The sequence below is a fragment of the Pseudochrobactrum sp. AO18b genome (assembly GCF_000409565.1).
Taxonomy (GTDB): Bacteria; Pseudomonadota; Alphaproteobacteria; order Rhizobiales; family Rhizobiaceae; genus Pseudochrobactrum; species Pseudochrobactrum saccharolyticum.
In genome coordinates this window covers 1-12,924 of record NZ_ANNO01000038.1, presented here as the reverse complement: position 1 = coordinate 12,924, position 12,924 = coordinate 1, and the positions used below count along the sequence as shown (strand labels likewise).

Below are 12,924 nucleotides of genomic sequence, written 5' to 3'. Positions count from 1 at the left end.
GGTGTTTTTTTTTTTCTATATTAGCTAAATCAGCCGCGTAATGTGCCGCCGGTCTGTTTGGTAACAGCTTCGACGATCCGCTTGGCTACGCCTTCCAGATCTTCATCGGTCAGTGTGCGGTCAAGCGGCTGCAAGACGACTTCCACAGCCACAGACTTCTTGCCTTCACCCAGCGATGCGCCGGTGAAAATGTCAAACACCTGTGCACCGGCAATCAGCTTCTTCTCGGCGGAATTCACTGCACGGACAATCGCTGCTGCATCAACAGTGCTGTCGACAACAAAAGCAAAGTCACGCTTCACGCTCTGGAACTGCGACAGTGTCAGAGCAGGTTTGGTAGCACCGGATTTTTGTTTTGGCTCAGGGATCGCATCGATAAACACTTCAAAGCCGCACAGAGCGCCCGAAACATCAAGCAGTTCCAGTGCATCCGGATGGAACTCACCGAAGTAACCGAGCACCACTTTAGGGCCGAGCTTCAGCGTGCCGGAACGACCCGGATGATACCATGACGGACCACCGGCTTCGATCTGAATACGGTCAACCGGCGCACCGCAGGCTTCAAGAACCGCCAGTGCATCCGCTTTGGCATCAAACACGCCAACATTTTGCGCATTGCCGGACCAGAAGCGGCCTGCACCTTCAACACCGGCTGTACCGCGACGGATACCGCCAGCCACACGGCGCTGGTCTTCCGGCTTGTCGCCTTCATAGGTACCCGACACTTCGAACAGCGCCAGATCAGAAAAACCGCGATCCGCATTACGCTGGGCTGCGGACAACAGACCCGGCAGCAGCGAAGGGCGCATATCCGACATATCGGATGCAATCGGATTTGCCAGCTTCAGTTCCGGTTTACCGCCGCCGAAAGCTTTGGCCTGTGCTTCCGAAATGAAGGAATAGGTCACCGCTTCCATCATGCCGCGTGTTGCCAGAATACGCTTGGCAAGGCGGGTACGGATCTGCAAAGTGGTCAGGATTTTTGTGTTTACACTGCCCATATTCGGCAGCGGCTGCGGTTCAATCTGATTGATGCCGTGAATACGCATCACTTCTTCAACCAGATCAGCCTTGCCTTCCACATCGCCGCGCCATGACGGTACTTTGACCTGCAAAACAGCCTTGCCGTCACCTTCAACCGCGAAGCCGAGGCGTGCCAGAATATCCGCAGATTCCTGATAGGAAACTTCAATACCTGTCAGGCGTTTGACTTCCGATACCGGAAATTCAATCGCGCGCGGGCTGTATGACGTATAGCCGACAGTCTCTGTTTCCGTTGGCTCACCGCCGCAGAAGTCCAGCACCAGTTTTGTTGCCAGTTCAACACCGGATTCCATCATTTCTGGATCAACACCACGTTCAAAACGATAACGTGCATCGGTGATGATACCCAGCTCACGACCGGTACGCGCAATCATACGCGCATCCCAGAGCGCGGATTCAATCAGCACATCCGTGGTGTTTTCATCGCAGCCGGAATGTTCACCGCCCATGATACCCGCAATGGATTCCACGCCTTTTTCATCAGCAATCACATAATGATTTGCAGACAGCTTATATTCGCGCTGATCGAGTGCCAGTACGGTTTCACCTTCTTTGGCAGCGCGAACAGTCAAGTTGCCCTGCACTTTGGCAGCATCAAACACATGCAGCGGGCGGCCATAATCGAAGGTCACATAATTGGTGATATCCACCAGTGCATTGATCGGGCGCAGACCGATTGCTGTGAGGCGCTGCTGCAACCATTTCGGGCTCGGGCCGTTTCTAACACCCTTTACCAGACGCAGCGAGAAACCGTTACAGAACGGCTTGTCAGCATCCTGATCGAGAATAACTTTAACCGGTGTAGCGCCTGCACCTTTAACCGGTGCAATCACATCACCTTTCAGCTTGCCGAGACCGGCTGCTGCCAGATCACGGGCAATACCATGCACACCGGTGCAATCCGCACGGTTTGGTGTGAGGCCGATTTCGATGACCGGATCATCAATGCCCATATAGGTCGCAAAACTCATGCCTACCGGCGCGTCTTCCGGCAGATCGATAATGCCGTTATGCTCATCAGACAGTTCCAGCTCGCGCTCGGAACACATCATGCCGAAGCTCTCAACACCGCGGATTTTGCCGACAGACAAAGTAACATCGAGACCCGGCACATAGTCACCAGGCTTACCAAGGACGCCCACCAGACCGGCGCGGGCATTCGGTGCACCGCACACGACCTGTACCGGCTGCCCTTCGCCGGTATCAACAGTGAGGACGCGCAGCTTATCCGCATCCGGATGCTGAACAGCTGTCAGCACTTTGGCAATTTTAAATGTTTTGAAGGCCGCACGGTCATCAACCCCGTCCACTTCCAGACCAATATCTGTCAGCTTTTCGAGAATTTCTTCCAGCGTGGCGTCGGTTTCAAGGTGATCCTTGAGCCAGGAAAGCGTGAATTTCATCTGTTTATACCTTCCTGTATTTACGCGCTCAGACCGCCGAACAATGTCGGCAGATCAAGCGGGCGGAAACCATAGTGATTGAGCCAGCGCACATCCGCATCAAAGAAAGCGCGCAGATCAGGCATTCCGTATTTCAGCATCGCGATACGGTCGATCCCCATGCCCCATGCAAAGCCCTGATAGACATCAGGATCATAGCCCGCATTGCGCAGTACATTCGGATGCACCATGCCGCAGCCGAGAATTTCCAGCCAGTCATTGCCTTCGCCGAATTTCACATTGCCACCGGAGCGATCGCACTGAATGTCAACTTCCATCGACGGCTCAGTGAAAGGGAAGAAGCTCGGACGCAGACGCATCTTGACCGAAGGCACTTCAAAGAACGCCTTGCAGAACTCTTCCAGCACCCATTTGATATTGGCAACATTCGAGGATTTATCGACAACCAGACCTTCCACCTGATGGAACATCGGTGAGTGGGTGGCATCGGAATCCATACGATAGGTCTTGCCCGGAATAACGATACGGATCGGCTCATCGCGACCTTGGCTTTCACGCAGTTTCGCAAAGCGCTCCATCGTATGTACCTGTACCGGCGAAGTATGGGTGCGCAGCAGCTTGCGCTCACCATTTTCATCCGGCTGGAAGAAGAATGTATCGTGCATTTCACGCGCCGGATGACCTTCAGGGAAGTTCAGCGCCGTGAAATTGTAATAGTCGGTTTCAATGTCCGAACCTTCGGCAATAGAGAAACCCATATCGGCAAAAATTGCCGTAATCTCATCAATCACCTGAGAAATCGGGTGAATACGACCGCGCGATGCAGCGGAAGGGCGCACCGGCAAGGTCACATCGACCTTCTCGCGCTCCAGCTTCTCGGCAATTGCAATTTTACGCAGCTCGGCTTTACGTGACGTCAACGCATCCGTAACACGGTTTTTCAGACCATTAATGGCCGGCCCCTGTGTCTGGCGCTCTTCAGCGCTCATTGCGCCCAGCGATTTCAGCTTTTCAGAAACCGAACCTTTTTTGCCGAGAACGGCAACACGCACGGCCTCAATCGCCTGTTCATCACCGGCAGCGGCAATCTCTGCCAAAATGCCCTGTTCGAGTTGTTCAAGATCGCTCATTATTCAGATCCTTGATAATTGTGCCGTGCAACAACATCTGTTTTTCTCGCATGAAACAATGCGTAAGCCGCTTCTGCTCCATCCGGTATCGTTTTTATTTCAAACGAAAAACCCGCGCCAGTACCACCAGCGCGGGTTCTCCAAATACAATTTCAAAAGCTTTGGAAGAGCGGCTGGCTTAGTTGACAGCGGACTCAAAAGCGTTTGGAGTTGTGTCTTTCAGATATTCAAGCGCTTTCTTTGCGGATGCAACGAGCGCGCCGAATGCTGCTGGCTCATGAATAGCCAGATCCGACAGAACCTTACGGTCTACTTCGATGTTCGCTTTAGCAAGACCATCGATGAAACGGCCATAGGTCAGGCCATGCATGCGAACAGCAGCATTGATACGCTGAATCCACAGAGCGCGGAAAGTGCGCTTGCGGTTCTTGCGATCGCGGTATGCATACTGTTTCGAACGATCGACAGCAGCTTTAGCAGTGCGGATCGTATTTTTACGACGACCGCGGAAACCTTCAGCCTGCTTCAGGACTTTTTTGTGCTTTGCGTGAGCTGTCACGCCGCGTTTAACACGTGCCATAGTATGATATCCTTAAACTAATGCTTACAGGCCGTTCGGCAGGTAATTCTTGACAACAACTTTGGCATCGGCCTCGGAGAGAACCATGGTGCCGCGTGCATCGCGAATGAACTTGTTTGAACGCTTGATCATACCGTGACGCTTGCCAGCTGCAGCAGCCATCACTTTACCAGTACCGGTGATTTTGAACCGTTTCTTGGCAGCAGATTTGGTCTTCATCTTGGGCATTTTGCTACTCCTTAATTTTAGTCCCTGTCGTATCTGCGATACTCCACGCCTCTTGTTTAAATCCCCCTCGTGCACTGCACTCCGGGGCTTATTTTCAAGACGTTTTGTCTGCATAAGACAAAGACTCGATTGTACTTTCAGGCCGACCAAAGCCCGAAAAGCATACAAAACCGCCACGGCATGCCCTGCCGGTCGGTTTGAACAGCGCTTCAATACGCATAAATACAGTAAAAAGCAACTCTAAAGAGTCTAAATAAAAAGCCGCCCGTAGGCGGCTATTTCATTTTACAAAACAGAAACTGTTATGCTTATCCGCGCGGTGCGAGAACCATCATCATCTGACGGCCTTCAAGCTTTGGCTCTGCTTCAACCTTAGCGATTTCCGCAGTATCTTCCTTAACACGCTGCAACAGCTTCATGCCAAGTTCCTGATGCGCCATTTCACGGCCACGGAAACGCAAAGTAACTTTGACCTTATCTCCGTCTTCAAAGAAACGTCCTGCAGCCTTCAACTTCACTTCATAATCGTGATCGTCGATATTCGGACGCATTTTGAGTTCTTTGATCTCAACCGTCTTTTGCTTCTTACGCGCTTCGGCAGCTTTTTTCTGGTTTTGATATTTCAGCTTGCCAAGATCAACGATCTTACAGACCGGCGGCTCCGCATTAGGAACAATCTCAACAAGATCCAGACCCGCCTCTTCAGCGAGTGCAATGGCTTCCTGAATCGTCACTGTGCCATGGTTCTGGCCTTCGGCGTCAATAAGCTGAACCCGGGGAACCCGGATATCTCGGTTGGAGCGCGGTCCGTCTTTCTGGACCGGCGTCGCTCTGAACGGTCGGCGAATGGTCGTATTCTCCTCGAATTATTAAACATATACGGTGAATTCATGTCCGGATACGGGCTACGAATACCGCAGCTGCATCTTCAGCCTGTCTAAGGCACGCAGGGCAGCGCGAAAGTCAATAGCATCTTTTGAAATGCAAATCACCCCCCTCGGGGCAATATCAATGCAGTAAAATCACCCGAAAACCGGCTTAAAAGCTGCTTCTCATCACAGTTTCATTACTATGATGAGAAATCGGCATCTGTATGGCTGCTTTTAAAATGAGCATTGCCTCGCAGAATTTCAAGTTTATAGCTTGTGACAGCAATGTTTCGCCACCAAACAAATTTTATACGCCTAAACTTATAAGCATAGTCAGGAGTACCCCATGACCGATCAGGCCCCGCAGTTTCTTGATGTCAAAGGCACATCAATCGCCTTGCGTCACAGAAAAGGTGACAAAGCTCCCGGTCTTGTCTGGCTCGGCGGTTATTGCTCCGACATGCTCGGCGGCAAAGCCCAGCATCTCGATCAATGGGCGGAAGCGCATAATCATTCCATGCTGCGCTTTGACTATTCCGGCCATGGCGAATCCGGCGGTGAATTCAAAGACGGTACAATCTCGCTCTGGCTGGAACAGAGCCTTGCCACCTATCGCGCCTTCACAACCGGCCCGCAGATTCTGATCGGCTCCTCGATGGGGGGCTGGATTGCGCTGCGGATAGTGCAGGAACTCATCAAAGCCGGTGAGAAGCCTGCCGGTCTGATCCTGCTTGCCCCCGCTCCGGATTTTACTCAAGCTCTGGTGGAACCGGCGCTGACGGAAGATCAGAAGAACCAGCTTGAAACACAAGGCTATATGGAAGAGCCGTCAGAATATTCACCACAGCCTTATATCTACACCAAAAATCTGATTGAGGACGGACGTAGTAATCAGGTGCTCAACGGCATTATTGAAACCGGCTGCCCCGTGCATATTCTGCAGGGGATGGAGGATCCTGATGTGCCTTATGCCCATGCGCTGCGCCTCGTTGAACATCTGCCGGTTGATAATGTGACACTGACGCTGATCCGCGACGGCGATCACCGCCTCTCACGCCCACAGGATCTTGATTTGCTGACACGCACTGTGGAAGCCATGATCGCGCAAATATAACAATAAAAAGCCTGCAATAATCGGGAGGGGATCATGCGGTTTTCAGTGGTAGCATCGGCTACGGTCGCGGCTTTTGTCGGGTTTGGCGGCACTTTAGCGCTGATTATTGCGGCAGCGACTGCACTTGGTGCAACGCAGGCCGAGACAGCAAGCTGGGTCACAGCCATATCACTGGCGCTCGCTGTCTCGTCCGGTTATCTCAGCTGGCGTTACCGCATCCCCATCATTACCGCATGGTCGACACCCGGGCTGGCGCTAATCGGTGCCAGCATCGGCTTTACCATGCAGGAGGCTGTCGGCGCATTCATCGTCACGGCCGTCGCCATCATCATCACCGGCCTCATCAAACCGGTGGCAAAATTTGTCGAGCGAATTCCCGCATCCATCGCCTCCGGAATGCTGGCCGGTGTTTTGTCGAGCTTTGTGATCAATGCTGCCAAAACCCTGTCGCTCGACCCGTTGCTGGTTTTGCCGCTGATCGGCTTGTTTTTGATTATCCGCCTTTATAATCCGGCAATGGCTGTCATCAGTGTGCTGATCGGCGGTGTGATTTTCGCATTGCTGCTCGGCCGTGCGGACAATCTGCCGACACCGGAACTCTCCACTCTGACGATGATTGTGCCGGAATTCTCTCTGTCCGCCATGATCGGGCTGGCACTGCCGCTTTATCTGGTGACCATGGCATCCCAGAACCTGCCCGGTTTTGCCGTGCTGCGCGCTGCCGGATATGAACCGCCAACAGCAGCCTGCCTGCAGGTAACCGGTCTTGTCTCGCTGATTTCTGCACCTTTTGGTGCCCATACCAGCAATATGGCAGCGATTTCAGCAGCAATCTGTACCGGTCATGATGCACATCCCGATCCGAAACAACGCTGGCTGACCGGACCGTTTTATGCACTGTGCTATCTGATTTTTGCGATTTTCGGCGCATCACTGGTTGCCGTCTTTGCCGTACTGCCACCGGCGCTGATTATGCTGATTGCCGGTCTGGGGCTGATCGGCCCGTTCATCAATGCCTTGTCGCTTGCTTTGAAAAACGAACACGAGCGATTTGCCGCAATTATCACTTTTGCCGTCACGGCTTCCGGCATTACAATCTTAGGCATCGGCTCGGCCTTCTGGGCACTGATTGCCGGTCTGATCGTTGCCGGATCGGAATATCTTTCAAAATTTCGCTGAGAATTTAAAGCTTTGAAAAAGTTTAAAAATCAGTTCTGAAACGTCGGTAAAACCGATCTGCTGCCCCCGCAGAAACACCGATTTTGCGGGGTTTTTCTTGAATTCCGGCTCCGTACACACCACGTATTTTAGCGATTGATGATTACTTCGGATCATCAAGCTGATTTACGGAGCCATCTCATGAACACATCCGCATTGATCCGTCCAGCCTGGACACCGGCAACAATTGCACTGATGGTCTTAGGCTTTATCTTTTTCTGGCCGCTTGGTCTTGCCATGCTGGCTTATATCATCTGGGGCGACCGTCTGCCCGGCGTGAAACGCGACATCAATCAGGCAACTGATGAATTTGTCGGCAAATGCCGCCGCAAAGGTCAGGATTTCTCCCGCTTCACCGGCGGCATGCAATCGACCGGCAACAGTGCCTTTGATGACTGGCGTGATGAAGAGTTGAAACGCCTTGATGAAGAACGCCGCAAGCTTGATGAAGCCCGCTCTGAATTTGAAGCGCATATTCGTGAACTGCGCCGCGCCCGCGACCGTGAAGAATTCGAACGCTTCATGGCTGAACGCCGCAAAAACACGTCAAAAGATGATGTGATTGAGCTGTAACCAGCGCGCATATTTACACACTATCTCAGAGGCGCATCGGCAGATGCGTCTTTCTTATAGTTCCGCTTATAACTCCATTGGCGAATCACCTATGATCCCCGCATGATCCTGTCCTTGTTCCGCAAACCTCCGCTCAAAAAAGCAGCGAAAAAACAGCCTGCACCGAAAGCACTGCGTGCCGAGCGGGCTTATTCCGTTGCGGGACGCAGTCTGCCGCTGAGTGTCTGGGAAAATCCGCGCGCCAAAAGACTGACCCTGCGCATTGAAACCGGCGGCAAAGCTATCCGTGTTACCGTTCCGCCGCGCCTGCCGGAGCGTGAGCTTGATCTGTTCATTGCCCGTCATCACGGCTGGATTGAAGCACAAGTTTCCAAAGTACCCGTCGCTGTGCCTTTTATGGACGGCAGCACCATTCATATTCGCGGCATTTCGCACCGGATCGTGCATGAACCGGCAAAGCGTGGCACCACAAGGCAGGATCACGATGAAAACGGTCAAGCCATTCTGATTGTGCATGGCGATGCCCAGCATATGGGACGACGCATTGCCGACTATCTGAAGAAACTGGCTAAAACCGATATTAACGGGCTGGTGCTGGTGCACACAGGGCGCATCGGTAAACCGGCAACTTCCGTGCGCTTTAAAGACACAACCAGTCGCTGGGGCTCCTGCACCTCGAAGGGGGATCTGGCATTTTCATGGCGTATTATGATGGCACCGGCAGAGGTGATCAATTATCTGGTCGCTCATGAGGTTGCCCATCTGATCGAAATGAATCACGGGCCGGATTTCTGGGCGCTTTGCACCAGACTCTGCCCTGATACACCAACATCACGGGCATGGCTCAAACGGCATGGCAGTGCGCTCCATGCGGTTTCCTTTGCCTCAGTGACGGATTAAGCTGTCCCTATGGCTTTTTACGCGCTAAACTCCATACCTACTCAATAAACAGTCTGAAATTAAGCAAATGTCCTCCTCCGCTATCGAAGTTAAAATCTGCGGCCTAAAAACGCCGGAAGCCGTGGAAACCGTGCTGAAAAACGGCGCCAGCCATATCGGTTTCATCTTTTTCCCGAAAAGCCCGCGTCATCTCGAGCCTGCACAAGCAGCCAGGCTTGCCGCTGCTGCCCGTGGCAAAGCGAAAATCGTCGCTGTAACTGTGAATGCCGATGATGCGCAGCTGGACGAAATTGTCGCTGTGCTACAGCCGGATATTCTGCAATTGCACGGTAATGAAACACCGGAACGGGTGGCTGAGGTGAAGCAGCGCTACGGCCTGCCGGTGATGAAAGCCTTTTCCATCCGCGAAAACAGTGATTTTGATGTGGTTGCCCCCTATCAGGGCATTGCAGACCGTTTTCTGTTTGACGCAAAGGCACCAAAGGGTTCAGAACTGCCGGGCGGCAATGGTGTCTCTTTTGACTGGAACCTTCTGAAAGCACGGCAGGATCTGGGCAATTACATGCTTTCAGGCGGTCTGAACGCAGAAAATATTAATGTGGCTCTTGCCAAAACAGGCAGCTTTGCTATCGACATTTCATCAGGTGTTGAAAGCGAGCCGGGCAAAAAAGACATCAAACTGATTGATGCATTTTTTGCAGCTGTGCGTGAAGCAAGCAATACAAAATAAGACTGCCTTATCAGGCATCCATTTGAATCAAAGATCGGAAGCATATCTCATGTCGAGCGAGCTCAATTCTTTCAAAACCGGGCCGAATGAAGACGGCATGTTTGGTATTTACGGCGGGCGTTTCGTTGCTGAAACCCTGATGCCGCTGATCCTCGATCTGCAGGCTGCCTATGATGCAGCCAAAGAAGACCCGGAATTCAAAGCCGAATTGCAGGCACTCTCCACCCATTATGCCGGTCGCCCTTCCAAACTCTATTATGCTGAAGGGCTGACCCGCTATGTGCGTGAACAGGCGCAAGCCAAAGGCGGCAAAGGCGGCGCGAAGATTTATTTCAAACGCGAAGACCTGAACCATACCGGCAGCCATAAAATCAATAACTGCCTCGGCCAGATTCTGCTTGCCAAGCGCATGGGCAAAACCCGCATCATCGCGGAAACCGGTGCCGGTCAGCACGGCGTGGCATCGGCCACCGTTGCGGCACGCTTTGGCCTGCCATGTGTGGTCTATATGGGCGCAACCGACGTAGAGCGCCAGAAGCCGAATGTGTTCCGCATGAAGCTGCTCGGCGCGAAGGTCAATGCCGTGACCGCCGGTAACGGCACGCTGAAAGATGCGATGAACGAAGCCCTGCGTGACTGGGTCACCAATGTGGAAGACACCTATTACCTGATCGGCACGGCTGCCGGCCCGCATCCGTATCCGGAAATGGTGCGCGATTTTCAGGCCGTGATCGGCACGGAAGCCCGTGAACAGATGCTGGAGCGTGAAGGTCGTCTGCCGGATGCGATTATTGCCGCTGTCGGCGGTGGTTCCAATGCGATCGGCCTGTTCCATCCGTTCCTCGACGATACATCGGTTAAAATCTACGGTGTTGAAGCCGGTGGCCTTGGTCTGGATGGTGACAAGCATTGCGCTTCCATGACCGCGGGCAATCCAGGTGTGCTGCATGGCAACCGCACTTACTTGCTGCAGAATGAAGATGGCCAGATTCTTGAAGGTCACTCGGTTTCTGCCGGTCTCGATTATCCGGGTGTAGGCCCTGAACATTCATGGCTGAAAGATACCGGCCGCGTGAATTACGTGCCGATTATGGATGATGAAGCGCTCGAAGCTTTCCAGATCACCACCCGCACGGAAGGCATTATTCCGGCACTGGAATCCTCCCATGCAATTGCACAGGCTCTGAAGCTGGCACCGGAAATGGATCAGGATCAGATCATGATCGTCAATCTCTCCGGCCGCGGTGATAAAGACGTGCACACAGTCGGCGAAATTCTCGGAATGGAAATGTAATCATGACAAAACGTATGGATGAGAAATTCGCGGCACTTCGCGCTGAGGGACGCCCTGCGCTGGTCACTTATTTCATGGGCGGTGATCCTGATTACGCAACATCTGTTGAAATCATGAAAGCCCTGCCAAAGGCCGGTGCTGATGTGATTGAAATCGGCATGGCCTTCTCCGATCCGATGGCAGACGGTCCTGCCATTCAGGCAGCAGCCCTGCGCGCGCTGCATGCTGGCCAGACTTTGCCGAAAGCCCTGCAGATGGTGCGTGATTTCCGCGTGAGCGATGACACAACACCGATCGTGCTGATGGGTTATTACAACCCGATCTATATTTACGGTGTTGAGCGCTTCATCAAAGATGCGCTGGAAGCCGGTATTGACGGCCTAATCGTTGTCGATCTGCCACCGGAAATGGACGAAGAACTTTGCATTCCGGCCATTAAAGTCGGCATCAATTTCATTCGTCTGGCTACCCCGACAACAGATGAAAAGCGTCTGCCGAAAGTGCTCGAAAACACTTCCGGTTTTGTCTATTACGTGTCGATGAATGGTATTACCGGTTCGGCGCTGGCAGATACTGCACAGGTCAGTGAAGCTGTTGCACGGATAAAAAGCCACACAGACCTGCCGGTTTGCGTGGGCTTTGGTGTCCGTTCAGGCGAGCAAGCAAAAGCAATCGGTGCATCGGCTGACGGCGTGGTTGTCGGCTCCGCAATTGTGGCTGCCATTGCCGCCACACTGGATGCCAATGACAAGGTTCAGGGTGATCCTGTTGCCGCCGCAACTGCTGTTGTCAGCGAGCTTGCATCCGGTGTTCGCAGCGCCCGCCTTGCTCCTGCCCAATAAGCAGCGTAAAACAGATAATTAACAAAGTGCCGCAAATTTGCGGCTTTCTTTGTGTTTTATACGATTTATGTTTAAAGACACAAAGACTTCAGGAATTAAGAACAACGGAAAGCCCATATGAACTGGATTACGAATTATGTCCGTCCGAAGCTCAACTCCATGCTGGGGCGTCGGGATATGCCGGAGAATCTCTGGATCAAGGACCCGTCAACCGGTGAAATGGTGTTTCACAAAGATCTGGAAAGCAATCAGTGGGTGATCCCTGCTTCCGGCCATCATATGCGCATTCCGGCCAAAGACCGCCTGCGTTTCTTCTTTGATGAAGGCAAATATGAGGTTCTGGAAAACCCTAAAGTTGCAACAGATCCGCTGAAATTCCGCGATGAAAAGAAATATGTTGATCGTCTGAAGGACTATCGTAACCGCACGCAGCAGGATGATTGCATCATCAATGCGCTGGGTACGATTGAAGATCTGCCGATTGTTGCCACCGTTCAGGACTTCGCTTTCATGGGCGGCTCCCTCGGTATGGCTGCCGGTGATGCGATCATCAAAGCAGCAGAAACAGCCATTGCGAAGAAACGCCCGCTGGTACTGTTCACCGCTTCCGGCGGTGCCCGTATGCAGGAAGGCATCCTGTCACTGATGCAGATGCCGCGCACCACTGTTGCCGTGGAAATGCTCAAAGAAGCAGGCTTGCCTTATATCGTGGTTCTGACCAACCCGACATTTGGTGGCGTAACCGCTTCTTATGCCATGCTCGGCGATGTTCATATTGCTGAACCGGGCACAATGATCGGTTTTGCCGGTGCACGCGTGATTGAACAGACGATCCGTGAAAAGCTGCCGGAAGGCTTCCAGAGCGCGGAATATTTGCTGGATCACGGCATGATCGATATGGTGGTTTCTCGTCTTGAGATGAAAGAAACCGTTGCCCGCATCCTGAAAATCATGATGAAGCAGCCTGCAGCCGAAGTAAAACCTGCTATTGCTGAAGAT

13 protein-coding genes are annotated in these 12,924 nt (G+C 52.7%); 8 read left to right on the top strand and 5 right to left on the bottom strand.

The window, feature by feature from the left end:
- Window positions 1–29: 29 nt before the first annotated feature.
- The 5 genes from pheT to infC form a co-directional block, all read right to left on the bottom strand.
- On the bottom strand, window positions 30–2,447 hold the full coding sequence (gene pheT, locus A918_RS0101755) for a phenylalanine--tRNA ligase subunit beta (protein ID WP_022709389.1): 2,418 nt from the start codon (window positions 2,445–2,447) through the stop codon (window positions 30–32).
- A gap of 20 nt (window positions 2,448–2,467) precedes the next feature.
- Window positions 2,468–3,577 (bottom strand): phenylalanine--tRNA ligase subunit alpha, encoded by a 1,110-nt coding sequence (gene pheS, locus A918_RS0101750; RefSeq protein WP_022709388.1) that lies wholly within the window; start codon window positions 3,575–3,577, stop codon window positions 2,468–2,470.
- A 178-nt stretch (window positions 3,578–3,755) separates the two neighbouring features.
- Window positions 3,756–4,157: a 50S ribosomal protein L20 gene (gene rplT / locus A918_RS0101745; protein ID WP_022709387.1), complete on the bottom strand. Its 402-nt coding sequence runs from the start codon at window positions 4,155–4,157 to the stop codon at window positions 3,756–3,758.
- A 24-nt stretch (window positions 4,158–4,181) separates the two neighbouring features.
- The gene (gene rpmI / locus A918_RS0101740) at window positions 4,182–4,385 is read right to left on the bottom strand and encodes a 50S ribosomal protein L35 (RefSeq protein WP_028233248.1); all 204 of its coding nucleotides are present in this window, start codon (window positions 4,383–4,385) and stop codon (window positions 4,182–4,184) included.
- A 308-nt stretch (window positions 4,386–4,693) separates the two neighbouring features.
- On the bottom strand, window positions 4,694–5,233 hold the full coding sequence (gene infC, locus A918_RS0101735; protein WP_075653946.1) for a translation initiation factor IF-3: 540 nt from the start codon (window positions 5,231–5,233) through the stop codon (window positions 4,694–4,696).
- Between the two features lie 367 nt (window positions 5,234–5,600).
- Here infC and A918_RS0101730 point away from each other — a divergent pair, with 367 nt between their 5' ends.
- The 8 genes from A918_RS0101730 to accD all read left to right on the top strand — a co-directional run.
- On the top strand, window positions 5,601–6,368 hold the full coding sequence (locus tag A918_RS0101730) for a carboxylesterase (protein WP_028233246.1): 768 nt from the start codon (window positions 5,601–5,603) through the stop codon (window positions 6,366–6,368).
- A 33-nt stretch (window positions 6,369–6,401) separates the two neighbouring features.
- Window positions 6,402–7,547 (top strand): benzoate/H(+) symporter BenE family transporter, encoded by a 1,146-nt coding sequence (locus A918_RS0101725; protein ID WP_028233245.1) that lies wholly within the window; start codon window positions 6,402–6,404, stop codon window positions 7,545–7,547.
- Window positions 7,548–7,727: 180 nt separating this feature from the next.
- Window positions 7,728–8,159, top strand: coding sequence for a DUF2852 domain-containing protein (locus A918_RS0101715; RefSeq protein WP_022709384.1), 432 nt, complete (start codon window positions 7,728–7,730; stop codon window positions 8,157–8,159).
- 102 nt (window positions 8,160–8,261) lie between these two features.
- A complete protein-coding gene (locus A918_RS0101710) occupies window positions 8,262–9,059 on the top strand; it encodes a M48 family metallopeptidase (protein WP_022709383.1) in 798 nt (265 codons plus the stop codon).
- Window positions 9,060–9,126: 67 nt separating this feature from the next.
- Window positions 9,127–9,789, top strand: a complete 663-nt coding sequence (locus A918_RS0101705) for a phosphoribosylanthranilate isomerase (protein WP_022709382.1) — start codon at window positions 9,127–9,129, stop codon at window positions 9,787–9,789.
- Window positions 9,790–9,838: 49 nt separating this feature from the next.
- Window positions 9,839–11,083: a tryptophan synthase subunit beta gene (gene trpB, locus A918_RS0101700; RefSeq protein WP_022709381.1), complete on the top strand. Its 1,245-nt coding sequence runs from the start codon at window positions 9,839–9,841 to the stop codon at window positions 11,081–11,083.
- A 2-nt stretch (window positions 11,084–11,085) separates the two neighbouring features.
- Window positions 11,086–11,925, top strand: a complete 840-nt coding sequence (gene trpA, locus A918_RS0101695) for a tryptophan synthase subunit alpha (RefSeq protein WP_022709380.1) — start codon at window positions 11,086–11,088, stop codon at window positions 11,923–11,925.
- A 117-nt stretch (window positions 11,926–12,042) separates the two neighbouring features.
- Window positions 12,043–12,924, top strand: an 882-nt coding sequence (gene accD, locus A918_RS0101690) for an acetyl-CoA carboxylase, carboxyltransferase subunit beta (protein ID WP_022709379.1), incomplete at its 3' end; no start/stop codon positions are given.

What these genes read in the sequence shown, in the direction of transcription:
- pheT (WP_022709389.1), bottom strand. Translation starts at nt 2,447, where the DNA reads ATGAAATTCACGCTTTCCTGGCTCAAGGATCACCTTGAAACCGACGCC.
- pheS (WP_022709388.1), bottom strand. Translation starts at nt 3,577, where the DNA reads ATGAGCGATCTTGAACAACTCGAACAGGGCATTTTGGCAGAGATTGCC.
- rplT (WP_022709387.1), bottom strand. Translation starts at nt 4,157, where the DNA reads ATGGCACGTGTTAAACGCGGCGTGACAGCTCACGCAAAGCACAAAAAA.
- rpmI (WP_028233248.1), bottom strand. Translation starts at nt 4,385, where the DNA reads ATGCCCAAGATGAAGACCAAATCTGCTGCCAAGAAACGGTTCAAAATC.
- A918_RS0101730 (WP_028233246.1), top strand. Translation starts at nt 5,601, where the DNA reads ATGACCGATCAGGCCCCGCAGTTTCTTGATGTCAAAGGCACATCAATC.
- A918_RS0101725 (WP_028233245.1), top strand. Translation starts at nt 6,402, where the DNA reads ATGCGGTTTTCAGTGGTAGCATCGGCTACGGTCGCGGCTTTTGTCGGG.
- A918_RS0101715 (WP_022709384.1), top strand. Translation starts at nt 7,728, where the DNA reads ATGAACACATCCGCATTGATCCGTCCAGCCTGGACACCGGCAACAATT.
- A918_RS0101710 (WP_022709383.1), top strand. Translation starts at nt 8,262, where the DNA reads ATGATCCTGTCCTTGTTCCGCAAACCTCCGCTCAAAAAAGCAGCGAAA.
- A918_RS0101705 (WP_022709382.1), top strand. Translation starts at nt 9,127, where the DNA reads ATGTCCTCCTCCGCTATCGAAGTTAAAATCTGCGGCCTAAAAACGCCG.
- trpB (WP_022709381.1), top strand. Translation starts at nt 9,839, where the DNA reads ATGTCGAGCGAGCTCAATTCTTTCAAAACCGGGCCGAATGAAGACGGC.
- trpA (WP_022709380.1), top strand. Translation starts at nt 11,086, where the DNA reads ATGACAAAACGTATGGATGAGAAATTCGCGGCACTTCGCGCTGAGGGA.